The organism is Polynucleobacter sp. JS-JIR-5-A7 (assembly GCF_018687935.1).
Taxonomy (GTDB): domain Bacteria; phylum Pseudomonadota; class Gammaproteobacteria; order Burkholderiales; family Burkholderiaceae; genus Polynucleobacter.
On record NZ_CP061308.1, the window covers coordinates 1,242,451 to 1,268,432 of the forward strand.

Sequence of the window (25,982 nt, forward strand, 5' to 3'; positions counted from 1 at the left end):
AGCAATTTTCCACATAATGATAATATTTCTCATAATATGAGATTTTATTGCATCGCAAATAGAATCACAAAGGATCGGCTAAATTCCTGTTTAGGCATCCTCATAGGGCAAAATGGGTTAATTCCTATGAAATATCCTGCTTTTCTAAGATTGCTCCTCGCCCCTGTTAACTGGTTACGCAAAATCCGGGGATTTAGGCTCGTTTACACCCCCCTGCTAGCAATCGTGCTGTTTACCGCAGTCATGGGCATTATTTTGGGTACGCTCCATTTGCAGGAAAAAGGACAACAAGAATCTGCCCTATTTAGAGAGCTCTCTTTTGCCAAACAACGTATTCAATTACGCTTTGTAAACAATGCTGACTCTTTAAATACGATTAATCGTGAAATTGCTGCGAGTAGCGAAGATGCAAAGTTAAAACAACTAGTGCGCGAGCAATCCGATGATTTAGTGCTCAATAATCATGAGATTATCAAAATCATTTGGCTTAATGCTGATAACTCTTATCAATGGACCGCCCCAGCAAATAACCCTAAAACAGACTGGATTAGCAAAACACAAAATGAGCGGGCAGTAAATGAGGGTCTCACAAATGCAATAGAGCTTAGCCGAGTGACGAGCAGGACTGCTTTTAGTCAGTTCATTTCACTTAACTTACCGAGCGAGGAATCTCTCGCCAAGGATAGAAGAACCGTCTTCTGGCAAGTGGCTCCTAATATTGTTGGTGGTCAAGCCATCGGTTTCTTAGCCGCACTGTATACCACCCAAGGCATCTTAGATGTCATCCCCAATGAGCTCAAAGCACACTATCGTTTCACCTTACTGACTGATAACGACAGGGTCTTATCCATCTCCTCCGATCGAGATACACCCAAAAGAGCTTTTAGCAATCAAACGAGTTTAGACATCGGCGTATTAAGTCCAAACCTAGTCTTACGAATTGACACCTATCCTCCACCGACCAATCTGACTTTCCGAATGTTAATCGGTGTGGTCTTAGGTCTTTCTGCTTTCGTTATTTGGAGTTTGTGGTCTGTCCTTAAGCAGATGCAAGTGCGTCAAGAAGCTGAGGCTAATTTACGGACTGAAACCAGCTTTCGTAATGCCATGGAAAATTCCACACCAGTCGGCATCCGTGCGCACGATATGGAAAAGCGCATCACCTATGTGAACCGAGCCTTTTGTGAGATGACTGGCTGGTCGTCAAAAGAACTGATTGGCCTGATGCCGCCCTTCCCCTTCTGGCCCGAATCTAGGCGCGATGAGCTCGTAGAAAAAATGAATCGCGCCCTGAAAATGGAATCGGGGATGAAAACTGGTATTGAGGGAGTCGTTTTGCACCGTGATGGCTCTCTGATTGAGACTCGCACTTTTATTGCTCCCCTCATTAATGAAAAAGGAACGCAAACGGGTTGGGTTACTTCCTTAATTGATATTTCCGAACCGAAGAAGATCCGAGAAGAGTTGGCTGCATCGCAGGAACGCTTTGTTACTGTGCTTGAGGGTTTGGATGCTGCCGTTTCTGTGGTTGACCTTGAAAACGATCATCTCTTATTTGCCAATCGCTTCTACCGAGAAAATTTTGGAGATGACTCAAAGGGTCACTTTCAGTTAGCAGGTAATGCGAATAACCTGGAGACCTTGCATGATGTTGCGGAAGATTTACAAGACTCTCCTCCAGGTATCCCGACCTCCTTTTTATATCAAGAGTCTGAGTCGGAAGAAATTCAATTAAGTGACGGCAGTAATAAATGGTACGAAGTCAGAAGGCGCTTTATTCCCTGGGTTGATGGGCGCCTTGCGCAACTCTTGATTGCTACCGATATTACGATGCGTAAAGAGGCAGATGATTTAGCACGCCAGCAAGAAGAGCGTATGCAGTTTACGAGCCGCTTAACTACGATGGGTGAGATGGCATCCTCTCTCGCGCATGAGTTAAACCAACCACTCTCAGCGATCTCTAACTATTGCATGGGGGTCGCTAAACGTTTAGAAGGTAATCTAGATCCCGTACTCACCAAAGATATCCTGCCAGCGCTTGAGAAAGCATCTGAACAGGCTCATCGTGCAGGCACTATCATTCAGCGCATTCGAGGATTTGTAAAACGCAGCGAGCCGCAAAGTAAATTGACTGCCATTAGCGAAATTATTAACGATGCTGTTGGGCTAGTCGAAATTGAGGCGCATCGCCATCGCCTAACCATCATTTCTCAAATCAGTGAAAACCTTCCTGCGGTAGATGTTGATCCCGTCTTAATCCTGCAGGTTTTAGTCAACCTACTGAAAAATGGCCTAGATAGCACGAGGGAGGCTTATCCCCTTTCTTCTCGTTGGTCCGCTGCTCCCGTCAAAATCAGCGCTGATCTGGATACCAGTATTTTTCCAGCCATGCTGCGTATTCAGGTGAGTGATGGCGGGGCTGGAATCCCCGAATCAGTCTCCCAACGCATGTTTGAGCCCTTTTTTAGCACTAAATCCGATGGCATGGGCATGGGTCTCAATATTTGCCGCTCTATTATTGAATCCCATCATGGCAGGCTTTGGGCGGTCAATATCATGGATGCGGAACATACCAAGCTGGCTGGCTGCACCTTTACAATACTTCTACCCCTGGAATCTCCTGAAACTTCGGGTAATGTTTAATCATTGCACTAATTGAATCACCTTGCGAGACCCGATATGAACCTTAGTACCAGCACCAAACCAACCCAGGCAGAAGTTGTCTACGTTGTCGACGATGATGAAGCAGTGCGTGATTCTCTGACCTGGCTTCTGGAAAGCAATGGTTATATAGTGCGTTGTCACGCCAGTGCTGAACGTTTCTTGCAATCGTTACAGAGTACTGATAAGTCCACTATCTCCTGCGCTATTTTGGATGTGCGCATGCCCGGTATGTCTGGCCTTGAATTACAAGAGCGTCTCATTAGTGAAAATTTACCGATGCCAGTTGCCTTCATCACAGGTCATGGCGATGTCTCTATGGCGGTCTCGACTATGAAACGTGGTGCAGTAGATTTTATTGAAAAGCCATTTAAAGAAAATGATCTCTGCAGCTTAGTCGATCGCATGCTCGCTAAGGCACGCGTGGATTACTCACAAGCAAGTCAGCGCAAGATTACCCAAAGTTTACTTAGCAAGCTGACTGGGCGTGAGCGTCAAGTGTTAGAGCGTATTGTTGCTGGACGCCTGAATAAGCAGATTGCAGATGACCTCGGTATCTCCATTAAGACTGTTGAGGCACACCGCGCCAACATTATGGAAAAGCTCAACGTCAATACAGTTGCCGACCTATTACGCCTTGCCTTGTCCGACCCACAACCGAATTAATGTATTCATCCTTACTTTAATATTCACCTGTAATGCCTGCTCAATTACTCGACGGAAACGCTCTCTCTAAGAAACTGCGCGCAGAAATTGCTGCCCGTGGTGCGATCGTTACTGCCAAAGGTGTTCGCCCTGGTTTAGCCGTGATCGTCGTAGGTGACAATCCAGCTAGCCAAGTCTATGTCCGTAATAAAGTGAAGGCCTGTGAAGATGTAGGTTTTCATTCTGTATTAGAGCGCTACTCCGCCGAATTAGGCGAAGAAGAATTACTGGCTCGTATTGCTACCTTAAATGCTGACCCTGCGATTCATGGCATCTTGGTGCAACTACCACTACCGGAACACATTGCCTCTGAGCGTGTACTAGAAGCTATTGCTCCAGAAAAAGATGTGGACGGCTTCCATGTAGCCAATGCTGGTGCTTTAATGGTTGGCCAACCTGCATTCAAACCCTGTACTCCTTATGGTTGCATGAAGATTCTGGAGAGTATTGATTACCCTATTCGGGGGGCACGGGCAGTGATCGTTGGCGCCTCCAATATCGTCGGCAAACCCATGGCGATGTTGTTATTACAAGCCGGGGCAACCGTGACTATTTGTAATAGCAAAACACGGGATTTAGCTCATCACACTAAAGATGCCGACATCCTGGTAGTAGCTACCGGAAAACCCAAAATGGTTTCTGGAGATATGGTCAAAACCGGTGCCGTAGTAATTGACGTTGGCATCAATCGCCTACCCGACGGGAAGCTTTGCGGCGACGTGGATTTCGATGCGGCCAAATATATCGCCGGCTGGATTACCCCCGTTCCTGGTGGCGTTGGCCCTATGACAATCACCATGCTCTTAATGAACACTTTAGAGGCGGCTGAAAAAGCAGCCAAGCCCTAGATCCATTAAGCTAGAGGGATGAATACATCCCTCTCTGCATCTCTGCCCCCTGCATTACAAAATAATCCGCTCCTGACTTTTGGTCGGGGTATTGCCGCTTACTCTGAAATTAAGCCTGAACACATCACGCCAGCGATTGAGTTTCTACTTAAACATGCTCAAGATGCAGTGGATCTTGCTACTAATCCCAATACACCTTCAACCTGGGATGATCTTGCTGAACCATTAGAGGATGCAACAGAATCTTTGGGAAGATCTTGGAGCGTGATCTCTCACCTCAATAGTGTGGCGGATACTCCTGAGTTAAGATCTGCCTACGGAGCAATGCTTCCAGACGTGACTGCATTTTTTTCTAGCCTCGGACAGAACTTAGCGCTGTATCAAAAATTTAAAGAGCTCAGCAAAGGTCCTGAGTTTACTAAGCTCAATCGCGCGCAAAAGAAAGTGATTGAGAACTCTTTAAGAGACTTTCGGCTTGGTGGCGCCGAACTCAATGATGCCGATAAACCCCGCTTTGCTCAAATCCAAGACGAGCAAGCTATTTTGGGCAAAGCGTTTTCAGATCATGTCTTAGATGCAACCGATGGTTTCGTTCATCTTGTCAGCAATGCATCTGATCTCATCGGTTTACCAGAAGATGTTAAAGCAGCAGCGGCCGATACCGCCCAACAAAAGGGCTTAAAGGGTTGGGCTTTTACCCTGCACTTCCCCTCCTATTACCCAATCATGCAGTACTCCGAAAATCGAGAACTACGCCGCCTAATGTATGAAGCTTATGTCACCCGCTCTTCTGAGCTAGGTCCGCAATACGCCCAGGGCAATATTGCTTGGGACAATACTCAGAATATGCTTGATCAATTGCGCCTACGTGATGAAGAAGCGCGCATGCTCGGCTTTGCTAATTTCGCAGCGCTGAGCTTAGCTCCCAAAATGGCTAATACGGTTGATGAAGTAGATCTCTTCTTAACAAACTTTGCCAATAAATCAAAACCGTATGCCCAACGGGATTGGGATGAGCTTTGTGCATTTGCGAAAACTGAACTGGGTCTCATTGATGGTGTTCAGCCTTGGGATACGGCATTTGCAGCTGAACGCTTGAAACAAGAGCGCTATTCGTTTTCTGAAAATGAGCTTAAACAATACTTCCCACTGCCTAAAGTATTGGATGGATTATTTGGCGTGATTCAAACGCTCTTCGGTGTCAAGATTGAGGCGGCTGACTTGCCAACCTGGCATGTAGATGTCGAGTCATTCTCCGTGAAGAATGCCAAAGGCAATATCGTGGCTTATTTTTACCTTGATCCTTATGCACGCTCTGGTAAACGTGGTGGCGCCTGGATGGATGATGCCCGCGGCCGCAGAGAACTACCCAATGGTGAAATTCAAATACCGGTTGCGTATTTAGTGTGCAACTTTGCACCGCCAGTGAAGGTCGATGGCGTATTGCGTCAACCCACGATTACCCATGATGATGTGATTACCCTATTCCACGAGAGTGGTCATGGTCTACACCATCTGTTAACTCAAGTGAGCGCTCTAGGCGTCTCAGGAATCAATGGTGTTGAATGGGATGCTGTGGAATTGCCTAGTCAATTTATGGAGAACTTCTGTTGGGAATGGGAAGTCCTAGAGAAAATGACTGCGCATGTTGAAACAGGTAAACCATTGCCCCGTGAATTATTTGAAAAGATTTTAGCTGCCAAGAATTTTCAAAATGGCTTAATGACCTTACGTCAAATTGTGATGTCATTAACCGATTGGCGCTTACATTCTCACTTTGATACAAAGAGTGCGCAGGGACAGGCTGTGCTTGAACTCTCTCGCAAGATTGCCGCTGACTTTAATGTGATCCCACAGCCTGAGATCTCTCGGTGGATTAATACTTTCAGCCATATCTTTGCTGGTGGCTATGCAGCTGGCTACTACAGCTATAAATGGGCTGAGGTTCTATCTGCTGATGCCTACTCTGCTTTTGAAGAGGCGGCCAAACTCACGGGCTCCGTACTTGATCCTAAGACAGGGTCACGTTATCGCGAAGAAATTTTAGAAGTCGGCGGCAGCCGTCCTGCAGCTGAATCCTTCAAAGCCTTTCGCGGACGTGAGCCAAGTATCGATGCCTTATTGCGTCATGGTGGTTTAGCTTAATGACAAGGCAAGCACTAGGTAAATGAAAAACACCTAAGGGTGGTTTGAATAGGTAAGCTTATAGGAGCTGAAATTATTACTTTTGACTTAGTTGCGGGCATGCATTTTCTAATGGCTTACCTGCAATGCGGTCCTTCACCCAAGCAAGATACATTGGCGCTGAAACACCGGGAGTTGTAAAGTGAGATTGCTCGCCAGGTAACTGGTTTCTTCCTACATTTGCACCCATGGCGCACATCTGCTTTTGATAGAGCTCATGCATGATAGGTGGAACAGCGGTATCTTTTGTGCCCCAATAAATCACCACTGGTGCTACCGGCTTCACGGGCTTCACACTTCCATCAATAAATGCTTTTATCCATGCCAAGGAGTTACTAGCCGTAGGCTTCAAGAGGGACTTGTATTGATCTCCATAAGCAAAGTTGAAGGTATCAGCCATCACATGAACACATTTATTGCTGGCCAACCGATTAACTACTTTTGCACCTTCATCAGTCAAAATATCTGTTAATTTCAGATTAGGATTGGCGGCTTGGGCACCCCACAAGCCCATTACATAGTGCGCAAATAAAAACACATTCGGAATATTGGCCTGAGTAAATTCATTCATCAGCTTATTAGCACTCGACTCATCAGCCGGCAATTTTGGAAGCATTACTGCTATATCATCTGGCGCCAATGCAACAAACCCAAGGTATTGCAAATTATCTGCAGCAGTACCCTTCAGAGCCTGATAGTCCGGCAGACTTGCAGCCGCAATTGTTGCTCCACCGCCTTGTGACCAGCCATAAATAATCGTCTTCTTACCAGCGCCAACTTCTTTCATAGAGCTAGCCGCTCTTGCAGAGTTGATGGCATCTCTACCATTAGTTCCAGCAACAGCGTACTGGTGTTTACCGCCACCACCTTGACCTTGATAGTCGGTAGCAACTATGACGTAGCCTTCTTTAATAAATTCCTCTACGTTTGGAATACCATAATCAGTCCATGAGTTCCCATCCATTAAGAAATACTCATTCAAAGGAGAGGTGGGATTGGTAATTTGTGATGGGCCACAATTTTGAGCTGACCCTGTTGTGCCGTGAGCCCACGCCAAGATCGGCCTTCCCTCTTTGGGAGCTTGACCAATAGGGGCTACTATCAAACCCGTTGCGATCGTCTTACGTTCTGCAATATCAGAGGAAATATAGGCAATCCTCCAAGCGTGCGCACCCTTCACCGATGTTTTGATCTTTTCCCTCTTCAGGATTTGTCCCAGCTTGCCCTGAGGACTCATTTTGATCACTTCCTCATAAAACGGGGGAACAGGAGGATCAGCGTATACGCTTAAAGATAGCAATCCCAACAAGGTAGCAAGGACTAAAGAGGTGATTGATGTTTTCATAAATACCTTATCACTACATTTATTAATAGGATGAATGCCTGTAACTATACTAAAACCTTCGCTTGATTAAGCTAAGTCTTCTTGATCTCTGAATCTGAATCAATCCAAGCTGGATGCTTGTCCATCACAGCATTAAATAAGTCTGATTGAGTGTGATCGTGTAACCATTTTTTAGTATTGGGAAATGGCATTTCCTCAAAGCTTTTTGGGTTGACCATAGAAAACTGTCTGATAAACGGAAAAATAGCTATATCCACCCAAGTCATTCGGTTGCCTAACAAGTATTGATCTGACTGTAGTGCATCCTCCATAGGTTTTAACATTAAGTCTAATGCTTCACTAAGAACTTCTCCTTGATCAAGCTCAGGATATCGATTCGGATATTTATATTGGTCCAATCGTTTTTTAAAGGGGCCATCATTTTTCTCAATCCAAGATTGCGCAGCCTGCTCATCCACAGTCTTCCAGCCATCTGGATCTGACTGATCCAAGGCCCATCGCATGATATCCAAGCTTTGATCAATCACTAAGTCTTCTACACAAAAAACGGGTACGGTAGCTTTAGGCGATAACAGTAGCATTGATTTGGGCTTATCTCTTAAAACAATCTCTCTGTGCTCAAACTGAATGCCAGAGTATTTCAAGGCCATACGTGCCCTCATAGCATAAGGACATCGTCGATAAGAATACAAAATAGGCATCATGGGTTCATCACCATTCAACTTGCTTTGGATACGATGAATTCAGCTCTTACGCTTTTTTGATCTCAGCAATCACTGGGGCATGGTCTGATGGCTGCTCCCAGGTTCTAGGCTCTTTATCAACGACGCTGGCACTACACTTTTCTTTGAGAGCATCGCTTAGCAAAATATGATCTATACGCATGCCGGCATTTCTTCTAAAGCCCATCATGCGATAGTCCCACCAGCTAAATGTTTTAGGCGCTTGTTCAAACATTCTGAAGGAATCGCTCATACCGAGCTTCAAGAGCTCCTGAAAAGCATAACGCTCTGGAGGGGACACCAGATTCTGCCCTTCCCATGCTTTAGGGTCATGAACATCTTCATCTGCTGGAGCGATATTGAAGTCACCTAAGAGAGCCAAACGCGTATTCTTTTGCAGCTCCTGAGTAAGCCAGGTCTGTAATGAGTGCAGCCAACTCAATTTGTAGGCAAACTTATCGCTATCTGGCGACTGTCCGTTTGGAAAGTAAGCTGAGATCAGTCTGATAGGCTGCATTCCTGCAAATGGAATGGTTGCAGCTAAGATGCGCTGTTGCTCATCTTCATAATCAGGAATATTTCTGGTGGGCTTTAAAAACGTAGTGACTGCATCAGAAGCAATCGAGGCCAAAGCAGCCTTGCGCACAATAATGGCAACACCGTTGTAAGTCTTTTGACCGGCAGCGAGACTCAGATAGCCCGCTGCCGCTAGCTCTTGATGGGGATACTTATCATCCGTGAGTTTGAGCTCTTGCAAACACAAGCCATCTATCGGCTGTTTCTTTTTTTCCTGATCTTGTAACCAACGAAGTACGTGTGGCAGGCGAACTTTTAAGGAATTCACATTCCACGCCGCAATTCGGATTGAATCAGTCATCTATCCCCAGTTCCTGCAATTTTCTGGTAATGGTATTACGTCCAATGCCCAGACGCTGCGCGGCTTCAACCCGACGACCCCGCGTGACCTCCAAGGCAGCCATCAACACCGCTTTCTCAAAACGTGAGCATAGTGCATCGTAAACCTCTTTATCACCATCCTGTAGCATTTTGACCGCCAAGCGACCAAGAGCACTCTCCCAATCACCAGAACTAGATTTAGCTGTTGCAGGACTGCTTGGCGACGATTCACCATGCAAGACCAGAGGCTGCTCGCTAGCCTGGGCAACAATATCTGCAGGAAGATCACCTACACCAATGACGCTGGCTGGGGTCATCACAGTTAACCAGTGACAGAGATTCTCAAGCTGACGCACATTGCCTGGAAAAGGCATCGCACTCATTTCTTTCAGAACTTCATCTGACAGTTTTTTAGGCTCGACTCCTAAAGACTTTGCACAAGTGAGCATGAAGTGTCTTGCCAAAATCGGAATATCTTCACTACGCTCACGTAAGGATGGCATACGCAAACGAATGACATTAAGACGATGCATCAAATCTTCGCGAAAGAATCCTGCTGCAACTCGCTGCTCAAGATTCTGATGGGTAGATGCAATGATGCGAACATTCGCTTTAATCGGATCTTGGCCACCGAGGCGATAGAAATGACCATCGGTCAAAACACGCAAGAGTCTGGTTTGTAAGTCGAACGGTAGATCTCCAATCTCGCCTAAGAACAATGTGCCACCGTCTGCTTGCTCGAAGCGACCCCGACGCAAGGTCTGCGCCCCTGGGAAAGCGCCACGCTCATGACCAAATAACTCTGATTCAAGCAGGTCTTTTGGAACAGCAGAAGTACTTAAGGATATAAAAGGACCTTTTGCTCTAGGGCTGTGCTTATGCAAAGCGTGGGCTACCAGCTCTTTACCTGCACCAGACTCACCGGTGATTAAGACCGTTGCATGGGATTGCGCCAAACGACCAATCGCACGGAAGATCTCTTGCATTGCAGGTGCTTGACCAATAATCTCGGTGGATTCTTGTCTCCAAGCGCCAAGTTCCTTGTTGCCTGACTCACTGCGAATGCCCTGCTCTACTGCACGATGAATCAGCTCGACTGCTTTCTCGATATCAAACGGTTTGGTGAGATATTCAAATGCACCGCCTTGGAATGAAGATACCGCAGAATCTAAATCCGAGTAAGCCGTCATAATGATGACGGGCAAGTTTGGATGGCTCGCTTTGACATGTTGCAATAAATCCAAGCCATTACCGCGCGGCATGCGAATGTCAGAAATCAATACCTGCGGGGTCTCTTTTTCCAAAGCATTTAGCACATCATTTGGGTTAGAGAAGCTCTTATGCGGAATGTTTTCTCGCGCTAAGGCTTTTTCTAAAACCCAACGAATTGATTGGTCATCGTCGACGATCCAAATTGGTTTCATGATGTTTTCTCCTGCCTACGGTATGGAATTTGAATATGAAAATCGGTACGTCCAGGGCGACTTTCGCAAGCGATAAAGCCCCGGTGTTGTTGAACAAAGGTTTGCGCTAAAGTTAAACCTAAACCACTACCCCCTTCTCGCCCAGAAACTAATGGGAAGAAGATGCGTTCAATGATTTCTTCTGGAATGCCAGGGCCGTTATCAATCACATGCAGATCCATCGCTAACTTATAGCGTTGCTTCGCAATCGTGACGGAACGAGCGACCCGGGTTTTTAATTCGATTTGTGCAACACCCTGGGTGATTTCTTCAGAAAGGGCTTGGGCTGCGTTGTGCACAATATTGAGTACTGCTTGTATCAGTTGTTCACGATCCCCCATAACATCAGGCAAGCTAGTGTCATAGTTACGAATAATCCTTAAGCCCTTGGGGAACTCTGCCAACACCAAACTCCGCACCCGCTCCAGTGCTTCGTGGACATTAAAGGCCTCCATAACATGAGCCTTACGGTGTGGTGCTAAAAGACGATCTACCAAAGTTTGTAGACGATCAGACTCTTTGATGATGACCTGCGTGTATTCATGCAAACCTTTTTCAGACAACTCAAACTCCAAGAGCTGAGCTGCCCCACGAATACCACCTAATGGGTTTTTAATCTCATGTGCCAAATTGCGCATGAGCTGTTTATTAGCTTCGACTTGCTGCGTCACACGCTCATCGCGTTCACTACGCAGCTGTTGATCAATGGGGAACCATTCCATCATGATCAAAACAGGGTCTTCCAAAGCTGCTATCACTACGTGAGCCGGAATAGAATCTTGGTGAATACTTCCTGGCAAGGAATGCAAGACCATCTCTTGGCGTTGAGCCGATACATGGCCGAGCTTCACTTCGGTAATCATGCTATTCAGAGCCGTGTTATCGCCAAATAGGTCGAACACAGATTGACCCTCAAGTGATTTACGCGAGAGATCCAAAGCTGACTCGGCAGCCGGATTCACATAAACCAATTGTTGGTTCTCCGCCTCAAAAACCACGATGGCATTGGGCATCTGATCGAGCAATGTCGGAAAAAAAGGAGCAGCCGAAGCTGCTCCCTTGAACGAATTGCGCAACAAACCTGCGCTCAAGTTCTTTCCTTCGCTTACAGGGAGTAATACATATCAAATTCGATTGGATGGGTAGTCATACGGAAACGTGTGACATCTTCCATCTTCAAATTGATATAGGCATCAATCATAGACTCTGTAAATACACCACCGCGGGTCAAGAACTCATGATCTTTTTCGAGTGCTGCCAAAGCTTCTTCCAAGCTTGCGCAAACGGTTGGGATCTTTGCATCTTCTTCTGGTGGCAAGTCATACAAGTTCTTGTCAGCAGCTTCACCTGGGTGAATCTTATTCTGGACGCCGTCCAAACCAGCCATCAACAAGGCTGAGAATGCCAAGTATGGGTTTGCCAATGGATCTGGGAAACGGGTTTCGATACGACGACCCTTAGGACTTGGAACGTGTGGAATACGAATAGAAGCAGAACGGTTGCGTGCTGAGTATGCCAACTTTACGGGGGCTTCAAAGCCTGGAACCAAACGCTTGTATGAGTTTGTACCTGGGTTGGTAATAGCGTTCAATGCTTTAGCGTGCTTAATAATGCCGCCGATGTAGTAGAGTGCAAACTCTGACAAACCTGCGTAACCATTACCAGCAAACAAGTTTTCGCCATTCTTCCAAACAGATTGGTGCACGTGCATACCAGAACCGTTATCGCCCACTACTGGCTTAGGCATGAAGGTTGCAGTCTTGCCATAAGCATGCGCAACATTTTGTACTACATACTTTTGCCAGATAGTCCAGTCAGCGCGTTGAGTCAATGTGCTGAACTTGGTACCCAATTCGTTTTGACCTTGACCAGCAACTTCATGGTGGTGAACTTCAACCGGTATGCCCAATGATTCGAGAATCAAACACATTTCAGAACGCATATCTTGGAATGTATCTACTGGAGCAACTGGGAAGTAGCCGCCTTTTTTACCTGGACGGTGACCAGTGTTACCACCTTCAACTTCAAGGCCTGATGACCATGGCGCTTCTTCAGAATCAATCTTCACGAAGCAGCCCTGCATGTCAGCGCCCCAACGCACGCCATCAAAAATAAAGAACTCTGGCTCTGGACCAAAGTAAGCTGCATCACCTAAACCAGAGCTCTTCAAATAGGCTTCAGCACGCTTTGCAATAGAACGTGGATCACGGTCATAGCCTTTACCATCTGATGGCTCGATCACATCACATGTGATTACCAAGGTAGGCTCTTCATAGAATGGGTCGATATAGCAAGCAGTTGGGTCTGGCATCAACAACATATCGGAAGCTTCAATACCCTTCCAACCAGCGATAGAGGAGCCGTCAAATGCATGACCACTCTCAAATTTATCTTCGTTAAAAGCAGAGATAGGAACACTCGTATGTTGCTCTTTACCCTTTGTATCTACAAAGCGGAAATCAACGAAAGTACATTCTTTCTCTTTAACTAACTTCATCACATCAGCGACGGTCTTCGTCATGCAAATCTCCTCTATAAACAAAACTCGGAATTCAAACTTAAGGCATACACCCTTGTTCATTCCAGGCATCAACATGCCTATTGGATGTATCTAATTTACTGAAGCAAACAACGGGGAATCCTCATTATTGCACTAATTAAGTGCCTGATTAGCTCTTTGATCGCCTCTAAAAAGGATATTTGCACTACTTTAGTGCAAAATTGACCTAAGAAATTTCATGAATCTCATAGCCAAGCTCTTGGGTGCCCGCTCTTAGGGCAATCCACGCATTTTCTAATAAATTGGCATTGCCCTTGATACCCAATTCAATATGCCGCTGGGCATACACACCGCCCTTAGTAGCATCACCCACAGACGGCAGGCTAAAGACCTTCACGCCTGGGAAGTTAGCTTCTATGCGTTCCATCAGCGGGGTTAAGGTGGACTCAATACCCTTGGGCACAATGAAACTTTGTTCTGCCCAGTTTTCTTGATGAAAGAGATCTTGGTAATGGGTATCTAGACACCAAGCCATCATGGGGGCGGCCATCACCGGAAAGCCCGGAACAAAATGATGTTCCCGAATCCGAAAGCCAGGGATCTGGTTATAGGGATTTGGGATGATGTCACTACCCAGTGGAAACTCACCCATCTTGAAGCGGTGTTGATTTTCTGGAGTATTCAAATCGGCTTTGATTGGATCACCCTCTGCCATAGACTGAATGCGACCAGCAATGAGCTCTTGCGCCTTCGGATGCAATGCGGTTTTTGTACCTAGTGCTAAGGCAGCACATTGGCGCGTATGATCGTCTGGAGTCGCACCAATACCGCCCGTACTAAACACCACATCGCCGCTGGCAAAACTTTGCTTGAGGGTTGCTGTAATTTGCTCTGGATCATCGGCAACATACTTTGCCCACGAAAGACTCAAGCCCCGTTCATTGAGGAGTTCAATGAGCTTACTCATGTGCTTATCTTGACGACGACCTGACAAGATCTCGTCGCCGATCACGATTAAGCCAAATCGTCTTGTGACCCCCTCTGTCGAGGCATCCACTGCTACTGTTTTGATGACATCATCCATGGTATGGAAGTTCCGAATCTACTAAGCGGGTTTCTACTGTTAATGATTTTTCTAACTCTTCTTGTCTCAGCGTTTGCAGCGCATCTAATAGAAAATGGCTAAACCATAAAGCAGCAAACACAAAAATGAGAGAGTACACCCAAAGGGCTACAAAACTCACTACTGGAAACAATACCAAGGCTAACGCAGAAGTAGCCCAGAAGAATGTGGGTACAGCGCCGAGCATGCCCGAGATCACACCCATAGTGAGTAATGACCATCGATATTTTTCTATTAGAAGATCGCGCTCTTCGGTGCTGGCATGCTTAGCTAAGACATCATATGACATGAGGCGCATTGTCAACCAACCCCATAAGAGCGGTGGTAACACAGCTACGAGCGGAGGAACCCACCACACTGGCAAGGTCAGCATCACTAACACTAAACAGATCAGCGCAGACCATAAGGTATACATCAAGCTACCAAAGAGTCCGCCGCCACGCTTTGCTTCCAAACCATGATACGCAGATTGTCGAGCTACGATCCTAACAATTGCTGGCACGGTTGAGAAGGCGATAAACACTAAGAGGCTGATCGTGATCAGAGGAATGATCAACATAACAAAAAATAGTGGGGCGATCCAAGCTCTGGCATTTTCAAAGCCAGCCCAAATCAGACCTTCTTGGATCCAGCTCGTGAAAATGGAAGCCGTGAGGAAAATACTCAATGCTTCCAGCGCTGGGGTCCAAGCAAGCCAAATGAGACTACCCCATACAACGGAAACAATCAGAAATGGTCGCAGACTGAGCCACAGCATGCGTGGATGCATCGTTCCCACCAGTGCAAGTCCAAACGATTTAAATACTTGCTGCAATCCAACCATAAAACTCCTATGACATACCTTGGGTATGTTTACTTTGGTAATAACTCTCTGAATGCGTGTACCAAACCCTGCCACTGCTGAGTAATGACATTTTGCGAAACCGTTAAGTTTCGCACGCCTGTGGGATAAACCGTCTTAGGAAAAATCGCCGTCCTAAACAACATATCCCACCAGGGAAAAAGAATGCCAAAGTTACAGCCGCCCAGTACTCCAGGCTTACCAATGGCCTCATGACCATAGCCCACGGCATGATGCATGCGGTGATACATCGGTGAAATCAAGAGATAGCGCGCAGGTCCTAAGTGAATCTTGATATTGGCATGCTGCCAACTTTGAATAAATTGGCTCAGGGCCACGAGTGCAATAAATTGACCAGGAGATACTCCAAACAAGAGTGCAAAAAATGCCATAAATACTGCACGCATGATGTCGTCTAACAGATGATTACGATTATCAGACCAAGCCGTCATTACTGTTTGACTGTGATGCAAGGCATGCAACTGCCACCACCAGTTAAACGAGTGGGCTGCACGATGGTAAAGATAATCGACAAAGTCAAGCAAGATCAGATAAAGCAGAAAGCTCACCACTGGTATCGAGGTAACTCCAGGCCACCAAGACTCTACATTGAAACGATCAAACCGAAAATCGTGCAAGATCGAATCGACCTCAAAGAAAAATCCAGATAAGGTAATGAAGATCAAGCCATGAAAAATCCCCAGCCGATGAAACAAGGTGTAGAAAACATCCGCCTTGCTTGCAATAGCAAAGCGATCTTGCGCTTCTGCAGGATGAAAGCGTTCCCAAGTGCGGAGCACAACCATGATAAGAAAGATTTGAATACAGCCAAACAGAAACCAATCCATGCCATCAAATACATCCTCGGCCCACGACATCAGATCAAATTGATACAACAATGGCCCTACCAGGGTCGAAAAAATCCACTCTTGTAGACTGCCATAGGCGTTTGAGATTGCAGAGGTGATAAAGTTTAAATCCATGCTTTATTTTGACTGATCTGCAGATTTTTTGTGCGCCGCAGGCAATAGACCAAAACAAAAGCCGCGTTGCTTGAGATTGATGATCAATTGCTCTAGTACTGCGGGTACCCAGGGGTCTTTTCTGGACCAAATACCAAGGTGCGCCATAGTGATGTCGCCATCCTGAATATCACGACTCGCCTTCTGCAAGAGCCCAGCGTTAGGGTACTTATCAGAAGGGAGCTCATCCCCCAAGAAACCAGCGGGGGCCCAGCCAATGTGTTGATAGCCACACATCTCCCCCATCCGAATCAAAGTTGGTGAGGTTTTACCTCCAGGAGCACGCCAGATTTTTTGCAATGGTTGATTCGTCATCTCTTGGAAGCGTTGATCTACTCTGCGAATTTCCTTGCACATCGCGGCTTCGTTATAAAGCACCGTCATGCCAGCTTTAGGTCCAAATTGTGACTTTTCAAAAACCTCACCTTTGGGGCCGTCTTTGACAAAATATAGATGGTCGTATGTGTGACTACCAAAGTGATGACCTTCTTTGGCCAGTTCTTGCCAGAAGGGTTTCCAGGCATCGTCTAATGCAAAATCACCACGATAGGTTTTTTCATTCGCCAGAAAAAAAGTGGCTTTGATATTTTGACGCTTCAAAATCTCATCAACCTGATGCGCAACTGACATATTGCCAGTATCAAATGTTAAATAGACTGTCTTGTTGCAACTGGATGTCTGTGCGCTAGAGCCGAATGAAAAACAGCCGAGCAAGAGCGCGGCTGTTAGATAAACGATGCGGTAAACGATGTGATTACGTTTCATCAAAGAACTCCCCTTACTCCCATGGAGCCCTAGGGTAGAAAAATACACCGTGAGGAGATCTTCCCACTGGGATGACGCTCACCAACTTCATCGTGGGTATATCAATTACCCCCGCTTTTTTTGCAAAACGGAAAGTCACCCACAAGCTTTTGCCGTCAGGAGTAATTTCCATATCATCTGGACCAGACGGAAGACCAGTAATATCACTCTCCTTCTCGAGAGTTTGCATATTGATCAAGCTGATCGTAGAAGCAATGCGGTTGCTTACAAAGACATACTTTTTATCCCCTAAAGGACGGAAGTTATGTGCACCCTTGCCGGTATAGATTCGCTTAACTTCCTTGCGAGCTTTCCAGTCAATCACTTGTACGAAATCTTCGCCGGTAATACCAACCAAAAGATATTGGTCGCCAGGTGTCATCCACAAACCTGCAGGCACTTTGCCAGTAGGCATCACCCACAATACATTTTGAGTTTCAAGATCAATCGCTGCCAGTTCATTAGAGTCTTGCAATGTGATGAAGGCAATTTTGCTATCGGCAGTGAACGCAATATGACTTGGAGTCTTTCCCAACTTTACGGTCTTGGATAATTTCAGATCAGCGCCATTCGCTGCATATATATCAACGCGATCTAATCGATTGCCATTGGCTACAAACCATTTGTGGTTTGGAGAGTAGCCAATTTGGTATGGGTCAATAATATTGAGCATACGCCCAGTGATCTCACCGCTTACAGGATTCATCAACACGACATCGTTACCTGCGGCATTGGCAACCAATAAAGTTTTTTGATCAGGCGTCATCATCAAGTGATGCGGCTCTTTGCCAATATAGGTGGTTTTAATAACACGGCGACTTGGCATATCTATCAAACTCACCGTAGCTTCACCTGAATTGAGCACCACTGCTAGTTTAGGTTGTGCCGGTAATGCTGGCACCACTCCAGTTGCGGACATTTCAGCGAATACTGGATAGGGTATTGAAGCAAAGGCAACTGAAACGGCAATAGTGCGAAAAGCTCTAATCTTGATAAATTTATGCATAAACCACATTGTAAGCAATGGAGAGAGTCAAAAGACCCCTAATAAGCAGTGGAATTGATCTAGCGCAAGCTCGCCAAAACTTTTTCCAAGCGCTTTAGGGACATTGGGGTCGGTGTTTTGAGCTCCTGGGCATATAAGGCCACCCTGAGCTCCTCTAATTGCCAACGAAAATCAGCTAAAGCCTGATCTTCACTCATAGCATATGCAGCTGCACCTTTACTTCCCTGAAGGAGTTTTTGCCATGGTCTTGCCACTGATTCCCAGTCTTTTTGACATTGAGCATCCCTAGAGGGATTGGCACGCATCTTATCAATGCGCATTGCAATCGCTTTTAAATATCGTGGCAAATGGACTAATTGCGCATAGGGAATGTCAGCTACAAATTTGGGAAAGATGAGAGCCTGTACTTGTGACTGAATATCAGCATAAGCACTGGATGATGCTGCTTTGGCTTGCGCCATCTTCTTTTGCAAATCTGCATAAGCTTGCAAAGCTGCCAAAGCATGACGAGAAATCTCTTGGGCAATCAGTGCCAGTCTGGGTTTACCTGCTTGCATTCGGTCGGCAAACTGTTCAGCATTATTTGGCAGAGGCTCAGTCATGAACGCGCGCTCAATCGCCAGATTAAGTATCTGATCGATCAATCCTTCAACTGATCCAACATTGATAAACAGCAATCCGAGCTCGCGAATACCGGGCAACTGTTTTTGCAATGCTTTCAGCGTATCTTTATTACCCAGGGCAAATAGACGACGTAATCCTTGTATATGTTGCTTTCGAGCCTCCAGCAAATCATCGAATACCTCGAGATCGCAGTATTCGCCACGATCAATCAGCGCCGGATATCCAAATAAAGTTTTATTGCCTTTTTGAATTTCTAAGGTTTCAGGCAACTCTCCAAACTCCCAGCTACGATAGCCACTCTGCTCGACCTTCCTAGCTCCATCTGGTGGATTGCTTGCTTTGGGCTTAGCGCTGGCTTGGGACGATGGCTCAATCCCCAGTTCTGCTTGAGCTACTTCCTGAGCAACTGCCTGAAAGGCATCGCGGGCAGTCTGTCCATATTCTGATCGTAAGCGCGCTAAGTTACGCTCTACTTCTAACTGACGTCCATGCTCATCAATTAAACGAAAGTTCATCGATGAATGTAGTGGTAAGGCCTCGGGTCTGAAATCAGTTCTTTTGATTTCTAGACCACGCTCTTTGCGAATGTCATCGATGAGTTGATCGAGAAAATCACCCACTCCAAATTGCTGTGCCTCAAGCTTTCGCTCTAAATACGATTTTGCATAGTCTGGTAATGGCACACAATGACGCCGAATTTTTTGTGGCAAGGTTTTTAGTAAGAGCAGAATTTTTTCCTCGCACATACCGGGCACTAACCATTCACAACGACGACCATCCACTTGGTTGAGTTGTGCCAAGGGAACTACTAAGGTCACTCCATCTTTGGGGCTACCGGGCTCAAAGTGATAAGTTAAATTGAGCTCTGCTCCACCGACCTTCATCACTTTGGGATAGCGGTCTACGGTAATCCCTACTGCTTCATGGCGCATGAGGTCAGCTTTTTCTAAGCGAAGCTGTGTATCGAGGTCAGGAGTCTTTTTGAGATAGGCCCTGAGGTCTTCTCGATTGCAAATGCCTTTAGGGATGCGGGATTCATAAAAGGCAAAGAGCAAATCGTCATCTACCAAAACATCGGGGCGACGTGAGCGGTGCTCAAGCGCTTCGATTTCTCTAATCAGACGCCGGTTATGCCAAAAAAACCCAAACGTACCAGGATATTTTTTCTTAGCGTCTGCTTCAGTCTCGCGTTGCAGTGCTGGCGTATCCATGCGCCCAAACATTTCTTCTTGGACAAGCGCTTGGAGAATAAATAATTCACGGGCTTCTGCAAAATTATGTGGCTCATAGCGTACCCGGCGTCCGTGATAAATCGGCAAGCCATACAAGGTGCCACGCTCAAATGCCAATACCTCACCTTGGCGGTTATCCCAAAAGGGGTCACTCAAGGATTTAATGAGTCGATGAGCCGCCACTTTTTCCACCCATTGCGGCTCTATCTTGGCAATGGTGCGAGCATACATGCGAGTGGTCTCTTGCAACTCACCAGCTAAGATCCAAGCACCGGCTTTTTTACCAATGGTCGAACCAGGCCAAATGAAGGGACGAATACCTCTAGCCCCAACATAACCACCTGTCTTACTATTACGGTCTTGTGATTTTTCATCTTCCTCTTTTTTAGCCACATAGCCTAATAAGCCAGTAAGTAAAGAGAGATGAACTTGTTCATAGGTTGCAGCGAGGCTATTGTCTTTCCAGCCCTTTTCGCCGAGCATGGTATGCAACTGACCATGAACATCACGCCATTCACGCAAGCGACGAGGCGATAGAAATTTACTGCGACACAGATTTTCTAGCTGTCGATTGCTATGTTTATGCTGTAAGGCGTCCTGATACCAATCCCAGAGTTTCACAAAACTCAAAAACTCAGAGCGTTCATCTGCAAACTGCAAGTGCGCCTGATCTGCTGCGGCCCCTTGATCCATAGGGCGTTCACGTGGATCTTGTGTAGCCAAGGCAGAGGCAATGATGGTGACTTCTCTCAACGCATTCCGCTCTTTAGCAGCCAAGAGCATTCTGCCAATACGAGGATCTAGCGGCAAATCAGCTAACTGTTTACCAATCTGCGTTAGCTTAAAACTATGATTGACATCCTTACCATCGCCAACTTGAGCATCATCAAACTCTATTGCGCCGAGCTCATCTAGAAGTTGTACGCCATCAGCAATCGCTCTACCCAATGGCTTATCAATGAATGGAAAGTGTTGAATTTTGGATAAGCGTAGTGAGCTCATCCGCAGCAATACTGCAGCTAGTGAACTGCGTAAAATTTCAGGATCAGTAAATTTGGGACGACTTTGATAATCCTGCTCGCTATAGAGGCGTACACAGATACCATCTGATACACGACCACAACGCCCCGCTCTCTGATTAGCCGCCGCTTGTGAAATGGGCTCAATCTGCAACTGCTCTACTTTATTACGATAGGAATAGCGCTTCACTCTTGCTAAACCACTATCAATCACGTAACGAATGTTAGGAACAGTCAGAGAAGTCTCAGCAACGTTGGTTGTCAAAATAATGCGACGACCATTTCCAGGGCTAAAGACTCTCTCTTGCTCGGCCACAGATTGACGTGCAAACAAGCTCAGCACTTCTGGATGAAAGCGTTGCTGCAAGACATGGTCTTTACGCAGTGTTTCAGCACAATCTCGTATCTCACGCTCGCCTGGCAAAAAAACTAAAACGTCTCCTGCGCCTGCAGCACCCTCTCGCCAGACCTTGGTAATTTCTTCGGCGACTGCATCTGGAATTTCTTTTGCGGTCTTGGATTCTTTCTTGCCATCAGGTTTTGAATCTGGTTCGAGCGGTGAATATCTTTGCTCTACCGGAAACAACCTGCCGCTCACCTCAATCACCGGTGCTACTTTGCCATTGGTGGCAAAGTGCTCAGAAAATCGCTGGGCATCAATCGTGGCTGAGGTAATGATGAGTTTAAGATCGGGCCGCTTGGGCAATAACTGCCGTAAATAGCCTAACAAGAAATCAATATTTAAGCTACGTTCATGTGCCTCATCGATGATGAGCGTGTCATAAGCTTTGAGTTGTGGGTCGCGCTGCGTCTCGGCCAACAAGATGCCATCTGTCATCAGCTTAATGGAAGCGGTGTTGCTGGTCTTATCAGCAAAGCGCACTTGGTAACCCACATCTTGACCAATGGGCGAAGCAAGCTCTTGGGCGATCCGCTTGGCAGTAGCAGTGGCAGCAATCCGGCGTGGCTGGGTATGGCCAATGAGTTTGCCACCGTTGATCGTGCCACGCCCTAGGTCTAAGCAGATCTTTGGTAGCTGGGTGGTCTTGCCTGAGCCTGTCTCGCCGCACACAATGACCACCTGATGGCTTTGCAAGGCATCCTTGATGATCTGACGTTGACCAGAGACCGGCAATTCTTCCGGAAAGCGGATCTCGAGCTTGCGTCCGGTGTTGGAAGCAGGCACAGGCTTGGAGCTGGGTTTGGGTTTTTGTTGGTTTATAGGCTCTTGCACCCTATAATTTTCTCACTATGCCGACAAATGCACCAAACCAGGCCTCAACCGCCGAAGAATCTACCTCCAACTTCCCCTTCGTAGGGTGGTTGCGCGATGTTGCACCCTACATTCACAGCTTCCGCGAAAAGACCTTTGTGATCGCCTTCGCTGGCGAGCTTGTTCAAGAAATTGGTCTTGAGAATCTCATCGAAGATATTGCGATGTTGCATGCCATGGGTATGCGAATCGTTTTGGTTCACGGCATTCGCCCACAAATTGAAGAGCAGCTCATGCTGCGCAAGATTAAGAGTAAGTTTGGCAAGAGCGCCATGAATAGCTACCGAATTACTGATGCCGCTGCTCTAGAGTGCGTGAAAGAAGCTGCCGGAGAATTGCGTCTCGATATTGAAGCGGCATTTAGCCGTGGTTTACCAAACACTCCGATGGCAGGCTCTCGTATCTCTGTTATCTCTGGTAACTTTATTACAGCGATGCCAGTGGGCGTTGTCGAAGGGGTTGATTACATCCATACCGGCTTAGTGCGTAAAGTGGATTCCACTTCAATTAAGTTATCACTCGATAGCAACAAGATTGTGTTGCTCTCTCCGTTAGGCTTCTCACCTACAGGTCAAGCCTTTAACTTAGCTTACGAAGATGTAGCAGCTTCTACTGCTGCAGCGCTCAAAGCGGATAAGTTGATTTTCTTAAGTCCATATGAAGGTCTACACGATGCTGAAGGTGATCTGATTACAGAACTCTCCTTGCCTCAGTTGCAAGACTATATGGTAGAGAACAAAAATCTCGACGTTGGCATGAAGAGTTTGCTCAATATCTCTGGTAGAGCGATTCGTGCCGGGGTGAGTCGGGTTCACTTCTTGCCCTGCAACCAGGATGGCGCCTTATTGGAAGAGCTCTTTACCCACGACGGTATTGGCATGATGCTGGCCTCTTCTGATATTGAGAATTTACGCGAAGCCAATCAAGATGATGTCGGTGGTATCTTGCAACTCACTATGCCGCTAGAAGAAGAAGGGATCTTGGCTGCCCGCGGTCAAGACGTGATTGAGCGTGACATTCAGCGCTTCTCAGTGATTGAGCATGACCGCGTACTCTTCGGCTGTGCTGCCCTGTTCCCATTCCCCAATGGTGTTGGTGAATTAGCCTGTCTTGCAGTAGATCCTGATGTGCAAGGCTCCGGTGATGGCGAGCGTTTGCTAAAACGGGTTGAGATGCGTGCTAAACAAGAAGGCATTAAAAAATTATTTGTTCTGACGACGAGAACAGAGCATTGGTTTCTGAAGCGGGGCTTTAAAAGGGCCACAGTGGATGACCTGCCAGAAGAAAGAAAACAAATTTATAACTGGGACCGTAAGTCCATGGTTTTAACTAAAGATCTATAAGAACAAAGAGATACATAAGAAAGGCACTACAGATGGCACGGATGGTTGAATGCATCAAACTCAATAAAGAGGCAGAAGGCTTGGATTTCGCTCCACTTCCTGGTGACTTAGGTAAAAAGATTTGGAATCAAGTTTCTAAAGAAGCTTGGGCTGCTTGGTTAAAGCATCAAACTATGCTCATTAATGAAAATCGTCTCAATATGGCAGATCCACGTGCACGCCAGTACCTTTTAAAGCAAGTAGAAAAATACTTCTTTGAAGGTGGTGCAGATATGGCACAAGGCTATGTACCGCCTGCCGAATAGGTATTGCAATACAGCAAAAATAAATTTCTATAAATGCAGTTTCTGTTGTTGACACAGTAAAAGTACAGGCATAGGATGTAATCGTAGTGAGGCAGATATAGTGCCTTGCTGCATTGGCGAAAGCCACTTCAAAATGAGCGCATCTATGCGCTCATAGGCTAAGGAACTAAATACCTTCCGAGTGCCTGCGCCATGCAAACCATGGCAAACAACCCGATGGGGATGCCCCGTCGGGTTTTTTATTTTCTCTTTACGGATTAGAGTGCGATGCGGCTAACACCAGACGCGTTGCTGACCAGCAAGACATTGGCTTTCTCTTTAGCAAATAAGCCGACCGTAATCACGCCAGCAATTTGATTGATCTGAGACTCCATAGTGATGGGATCAGCAATGTGCAAACCAGCGACATCCAAAATCCAAGCGCTGTTATCGGTCACAAAGGGCTTGCTTGGAGTTTGATTGAGGTCAGAGCGAGTATGTTTAGCTAAGCGCAAAGTCACCTTGCCGCCAAGCTTTTCCAGCTCTCTACTGACAATACCTTTGGCTAGCGGAATGATTTCGACTGGGAGAGCAAAATTACCAAGTACCGGAACCTGTTTAGAAGAGTCGCAAATGCAAATAAATTGCTTTGCCATGGAGGCAATAATTTTTTCGCGAGTCAGCGCACCACCCCCACCTTTAATCATATGGCCAGCAGGATCAATTTCATCGGCACCATCGACATAGGCTGGCAGACTGAGTACATCATTAGGGTCGAGTACCTTAAAACCATGCTTTAGCAATCGCTCAGTCGTAGCATTGGAGCTAGAAACAGTTCCGGAAAAATGATCCTTATGTGGAGCTAAGGCATCAATAAAGCAATTAGCGGTCGAACCTGTTCCTACACCCAAGATTTGTCCAGCGGGTAGCTTTAGTACCTCGTCTCGAGCAGCTTCGCCCACCATTTGCTTGAGTTGATCCTGATTCATATATCCACCAAACACCTTTACTAGAACTGAGTGATTAATCCATCTATCATATGATATTCACAAGAAACGAACCAAAGCAGACCCCTTAAATAGAGCCATCCAGCCATGAATAGCGCCTCTTCCGCTCCCAGCCAACTCGAGCAACTCAAAAAATTCACTACTGTCGTGGCCGATACGGGCGATTTTGAGCGTATGCAAGTGTTTCAACCTCAAGATGCCACTACTAACCCCTCCCTCATTCTGAAGGCAGCCCAGCAAAGTAATTACCAGTCTTTGGTGAGTGCGGTGAAGGCAGCTCACCCAAGCTTAAGCGTTACTGATTTGGTGGATAACATCTTGGTTGCCTTTGGCTTGGAGATTTTAAAAATTGTGCCTGGTCGTGTCTCAACCGAAGTGGATGCGCGTTTATCGTTTGATACCAAGGCCACAGTTGCTAAAGCAAAACACTTAATTGCCCTATATGAATCTCAGGGCGTTAATCGCAAGCGCATTCTGATCAAGCTCGCTGGAACTTGGGAGAGTATTGCTGCTGCTAAACAATTAGAGGCAGATGGCATTCATTGCAATATGACTCTACTCTTCTCGCTGATTCAGGCGGCGGCCTGTGGCGCAGCCAATGCAAAACTGATTTCACCGTTTGTTGGTCGCATTACGGATTGGCATAAGGCAAAACTCGGAAGCAATTGGAGTGATGCCCACAATGGTGGTGCCAATGATCCCGGTGTGACTTCAGTAAAGCGGATTTTTCATTATTACAAGCACTTTGGTATTCCAACCGAGATTATGGGTGCTAGCTTTCGCAATACCAGTCAAATCCTGGAGCTTGCCGGCTGCGATCTTTTAACGATTAGCCCTGAGTTATTGGCTGAGTTGCGTGCAGGTACTGCCACAGTAAGTAAGAAATTAGATGGTGCCAATGCTCACGCTGCATTAAGTGCTGAGAATATAAAGCCTCTCAAACTAGATGAATCTAGCTTTAGGCTGCAATTGAATAATGATGCGATGGCAACAGAAAAACTTGCAGAAGGTATACGCAATTTCTGTATCGATACTGAAAAGCTGGAAGCACTGCTAGCAAAATAATTCGCTAGCAGTAG

General features: G+C 46.3%; 20 protein-coding genes. 7 read left to right on the forward strand and 13 right to left on the reverse strand.

The genetic code is table 11. The features are described from left to right. Positions 1-126: 126 nt before the first annotated feature. Genes AOC29_RS06440 through AOC29_RS06455 form a run of 4 tightly spaced genes read left to right on the forward strand, consistent with a single transcriptional unit; the run spans position 127 to position 6,359 of the window. A complete protein-coding gene (locus tag AOC29_RS06440) occupies positions 127-2,643 on the forward strand; it encodes a PAS domain-containing sensor histidine kinase (RefSeq protein ID WP_215294881.1) in 2,517 nt (838 codons plus the stop codon). Positions 2,644-2,679: 36 nt separating this feature from the next. After that, positions 2,680-3,327, forward strand: coding sequence for a response regulator transcription factor (locus tag AOC29_RS06445; protein WP_215294883.1), 648 nt, complete (start codon positions 2,680-2,682; stop codon positions 3,325-3,327). A 32-nt stretch (positions 3,328-3,359) separates the two neighbouring features. Then, positions 3,360-4,214: a bifunctional methylenetetrahydrofolate dehydrogenase/methenyltetrahydrofolate cyclohydrolase FolD gene (gene folD / locus AOC29_RS06450; protein WP_215294884.1), complete on the forward strand. Its 855-nt coding sequence runs from the start codon at positions 3,360-3,362 to the stop codon at positions 4,212-4,214. An 18-nt stretch (positions 4,215-4,232) separates the two neighbouring features. Further along, positions 4,233-6,359 (forward strand): M3 family metallopeptidase, encoded by a 2,127-nt coding sequence (locus AOC29_RS06455; RefSeq protein ID WP_215294886.1) that lies wholly within the window; start codon positions 4,233-4,235, stop codon positions 6,357-6,359. Positions 6,360-6,435: 76 nt separating this feature from the next. On the opposite strand, the gene AOC29_RS06460 is transcribed toward AOC29_RS06455, so the two are convergent. The 12 genes from AOC29_RS06460 to hrpA all read right to left on the reverse strand — a co-directional run bounded on the left by AOC29_RS06460 (position 6,436) and on the right by hrpA (position 22,182). After that, on the reverse strand, positions 6,436-7,743 hold the full coding sequence (locus AOC29_RS06460) for a lipase family protein (RefSeq protein ID WP_215294888.1): 1,308 nt from the start codon (positions 7,741-7,743) through the stop codon (positions 6,436-6,438). A 71-nt stretch (positions 7,744-7,814) separates the two neighbouring features. Further along, positions 7,815-8,447 (reverse strand): glutathione S-transferase, encoded by a 633-nt coding sequence (locus tag AOC29_RS06465; protein WP_215294890.1) that lies wholly within the window; start codon positions 8,445-8,447, stop codon positions 7,815-7,817. A gap of 46 nt (positions 8,448-8,493) precedes the next feature. After that, positions 8,494-9,342, reverse strand: coding sequence for an exodeoxyribonuclease III (gene xth, locus AOC29_RS06470; RefSeq protein ID WP_251369941.1), 849 nt, complete (start codon positions 9,340-9,342; stop codon positions 8,494-8,496). Beyond that, entirely contained in the window at positions 9,335-10,786 is a 1,452-nt protein-coding gene (ntrC, locus tag AOC29_RS06475) for a nitrogen regulation protein NR(I) (RefSeq protein WP_215294892.1), read from the reverse strand. The genes xth and ntrC overlap by 8 nt, the downstream gene beginning before the upstream one ends. Further along, entirely contained in the window at positions 10,783-11,904 is a 1,122-nt protein-coding gene (gene glnL / locus AOC29_RS06480) for a nitrogen regulation protein NR(II) (RefSeq protein ID WP_370624045.1), read from the reverse strand. The genes ntrC and glnL overlap by 4 nt, the downstream gene beginning before the upstream one ends. Before the next feature lie 26 nt (positions 11,905-11,930). Further along, the gene (glnA, locus tag AOC29_RS06485; protein WP_215294896.1) at positions 11,931-13,346 is read right to left on the reverse strand and encodes a type I glutamate--ammonia ligase; all 1,416 of its coding nucleotides are present in this window, start codon (positions 13,344-13,346) and stop codon (positions 11,931-11,933) included. A 205-nt stretch (positions 13,347-13,551) separates the two neighbouring features. After that, complete coding sequence (locus tag AOC29_RS06490) at positions 13,552-14,409, reverse strand: molybdopterin-binding protein (protein WP_215294898.1); 858 nt, start codon at positions 14,407-14,409, stop codon at positions 13,552-13,554. Further along, positions 14,402-15,271: an EI24 domain-containing protein gene (locus AOC29_RS06495; protein WP_215294900.1), complete on the reverse strand. Its 870-nt coding sequence runs from the start codon at positions 15,269-15,271 to the stop codon at positions 14,402-14,404. The genes AOC29_RS06490 and AOC29_RS06495 overlap by 8 nt, the downstream gene beginning before the upstream one ends. A gap of 29 nt (positions 15,272-15,300) precedes the next feature. Continuing rightward, entirely contained in the window at positions 15,301-16,272 is a 972-nt protein-coding gene (locus tag AOC29_RS06500; protein WP_215294902.1) for a sterol desaturase family protein, read from the reverse strand. Positions 16,273-16,275: 3 nt separating this feature from the next. Continuing rightward, positions 16,276-17,076, reverse strand: coding sequence for a polysaccharide deacetylase family protein (locus AOC29_RS06505; protein WP_215294904.1), 801 nt, complete (start codon positions 17,074-17,076; stop codon positions 16,276-16,278). Positions 17,077-17,089: 13 nt separating this feature from the next. Beyond that, the gene (locus tag AOC29_RS06510; RefSeq protein WP_251370108.1) at positions 17,090-18,034 is read right to left on the reverse strand and encodes a cytochrome D1 domain-containing protein; all 945 of its coding nucleotides are present in this window, start codon (positions 18,032-18,034) and stop codon (positions 17,090-17,092) included. 146 nt (positions 18,035-18,180) lie between these two features. Then, positions 18,181-22,182, reverse strand: a complete 4,002-nt coding sequence (hrpA, locus tag AOC29_RS06515; protein WP_215297408.1) for an ATP-dependent RNA helicase HrpA — start codon at positions 22,180-22,182, stop codon at positions 18,181-18,183. 65 nt (positions 22,183-22,247) lie between these two features. Here hrpA and argA point away from each other — a divergent pair, with 65 nt between their 5' ends. Together argA and AOC29_RS06525 are read left to right on the forward strand one after the other, a co-directional pair. Next, positions 22,248-23,612: an amino-acid N-acetyltransferase gene (argA, locus tag AOC29_RS06520; RefSeq protein WP_215294908.1), complete on the forward strand. Its 1,365-nt coding sequence runs from the start codon at positions 22,248-22,250 to the stop codon at positions 23,610-23,612. Between the two features lie 32 nt (positions 23,613-23,644). After that, entirely contained in the window at positions 23,645-23,917 is a 273-nt protein-coding gene (locus AOC29_RS06525) for an oxidative damage protection protein (RefSeq protein WP_215294910.1), read from the forward strand. A 257-nt stretch (positions 23,918-24,174) separates the two neighbouring features. On the opposite strand, the gene rpiA is transcribed toward AOC29_RS06525, so the two are convergent. Next, complete coding sequence (gene rpiA / locus AOC29_RS06530; protein ID WP_215294912.1) at positions 24,175-24,885, reverse strand: ribose-5-phosphate isomerase RpiA; 711 nt, start codon at positions 24,883-24,885, stop codon at positions 24,175-24,177. A gap of 105 nt (positions 24,886-24,990) precedes the next feature. On the opposite strand from rpiA, the gene tal reads away from it, so the two are divergent. Beyond that, positions 24,991-25,968 (forward strand): transaldolase, encoded by a 978-nt coding sequence (gene tal, locus AOC29_RS06535; RefSeq protein WP_215294913.1) that lies wholly within the window; start codon positions 24,991-24,993, stop codon positions 25,966-25,968. The last annotated feature ends 14 nt before the right edge of the window (positions 25,969-25,982 follow it).

Excerpts from the sequence above, each read along its gene's own strand:
- AOC29_RS06440 (WP_215294881.1), top strand. The coding sequence starts at position 127 with ATGAAATATCCTGCTTTTCTAAGATTGCTCCTCGCCCCTGTTAACTGG.
- AOC29_RS06445 (WP_215294883.1), top strand. The coding sequence starts at position 2,680 with ATGAACCTTAGTACCAGCACCAAACCAACCCAGGCAGAAGTTGTCTAC.
- folD (WP_215294884.1), top strand. The coding sequence starts at position 3,360 with ATGCCTGCTCAATTACTCGACGGAAACGCTCTCTCTAAGAAACTGCGC.
- AOC29_RS06455 (WP_215294886.1), top strand. The coding sequence starts at position 4,233 with ATGAATACATCCCTCTCTGCATCTCTGCCCCCTGCATTACAAAATAAT.
- AOC29_RS06460 (WP_215294888.1), bottom strand. The coding sequence starts at position 7,743 with ATGAAAACATCAATCACCTCTTTAGTCCTTGCTACCTTGTTGGGATTG.
- AOC29_RS06465 (WP_215294890.1), bottom strand. The coding sequence starts at position 8,447 with ATGATGCCTATTTTGTATTCTTATCGACGATGTCCTTATGCTATGAGG.
- xth (WP_251369941.1), bottom strand. The coding sequence starts at position 9,342 with ATGACTGATTCAATCCGAATTGCGGCGTGGAATGTGAATTCCTTAAAA.
- ntrC (WP_215294892.1), bottom strand. The coding sequence starts at position 10,786 with ATGAAACCAATTTGGATCGTCGACGATGACCAATCAATTCGTTGGGTT.
- glnA (WP_215294896.1), bottom strand. The coding sequence starts at position 13,346 with ATGACGAAGACCGTCGCTGATGTGATGAAGTTAGTTAAAGAGAAAGAA.
- AOC29_RS06490 (WP_215294898.1), bottom strand. The coding sequence starts at position 14,409 with ATGGATGATGTCATCAAAACAGTAGCAGTGGATGCCTCGACAGAGGGG.
- AOC29_RS06495 (WP_215294900.1), bottom strand. The coding sequence starts at position 15,271 with ATGGTTGGATTGCAGCAAGTATTTAAATCGTTTGGACTTGCACTGGTG.
- AOC29_RS06500 (WP_215294902.1), bottom strand. The coding sequence starts at position 16,272 with ATGGATTTAAACTTTATCACCTCTGCAATCTCAAACGCCTATGGCAGT.
- AOC29_RS06505 (WP_215294904.1), bottom strand. The coding sequence starts at position 17,076 with ATGAAACGTAATCACATCGTTTACCGCATCGTTTATCTAACAGCCGCG.
- AOC29_RS06510 (WP_251370108.1), bottom strand. The coding sequence starts at position 18,034 with ATGTCCGCAACTGGAGTGGTGCCAGCATTACCGGCACAACCTAAACTA.
- argA (WP_215294908.1), top strand. The coding sequence starts at position 22,248 with ATGCCGACAAATGCACCAAACCAGGCCTCAACCGCCGAAGAATCTACC.
- AOC29_RS06525 (WP_215294910.1), top strand. The coding sequence starts at position 23,645 with ATGGCACGGATGGTTGAATGCATCAAACTCAATAAAGAGGCAGAAGGC.
- rpiA (WP_215294912.1), bottom strand. The coding sequence starts at position 24,885 with ATGAATCAGGATCAACTCAAGCAAATGGTGGGCGAAGCTGCTCGAGAC.
- tal (WP_215294913.1), top strand. The coding sequence starts at position 24,991 with ATGAATAGCGCCTCTTCCGCTCCCAGCCAACTCGAGCAACTCAAAAAA.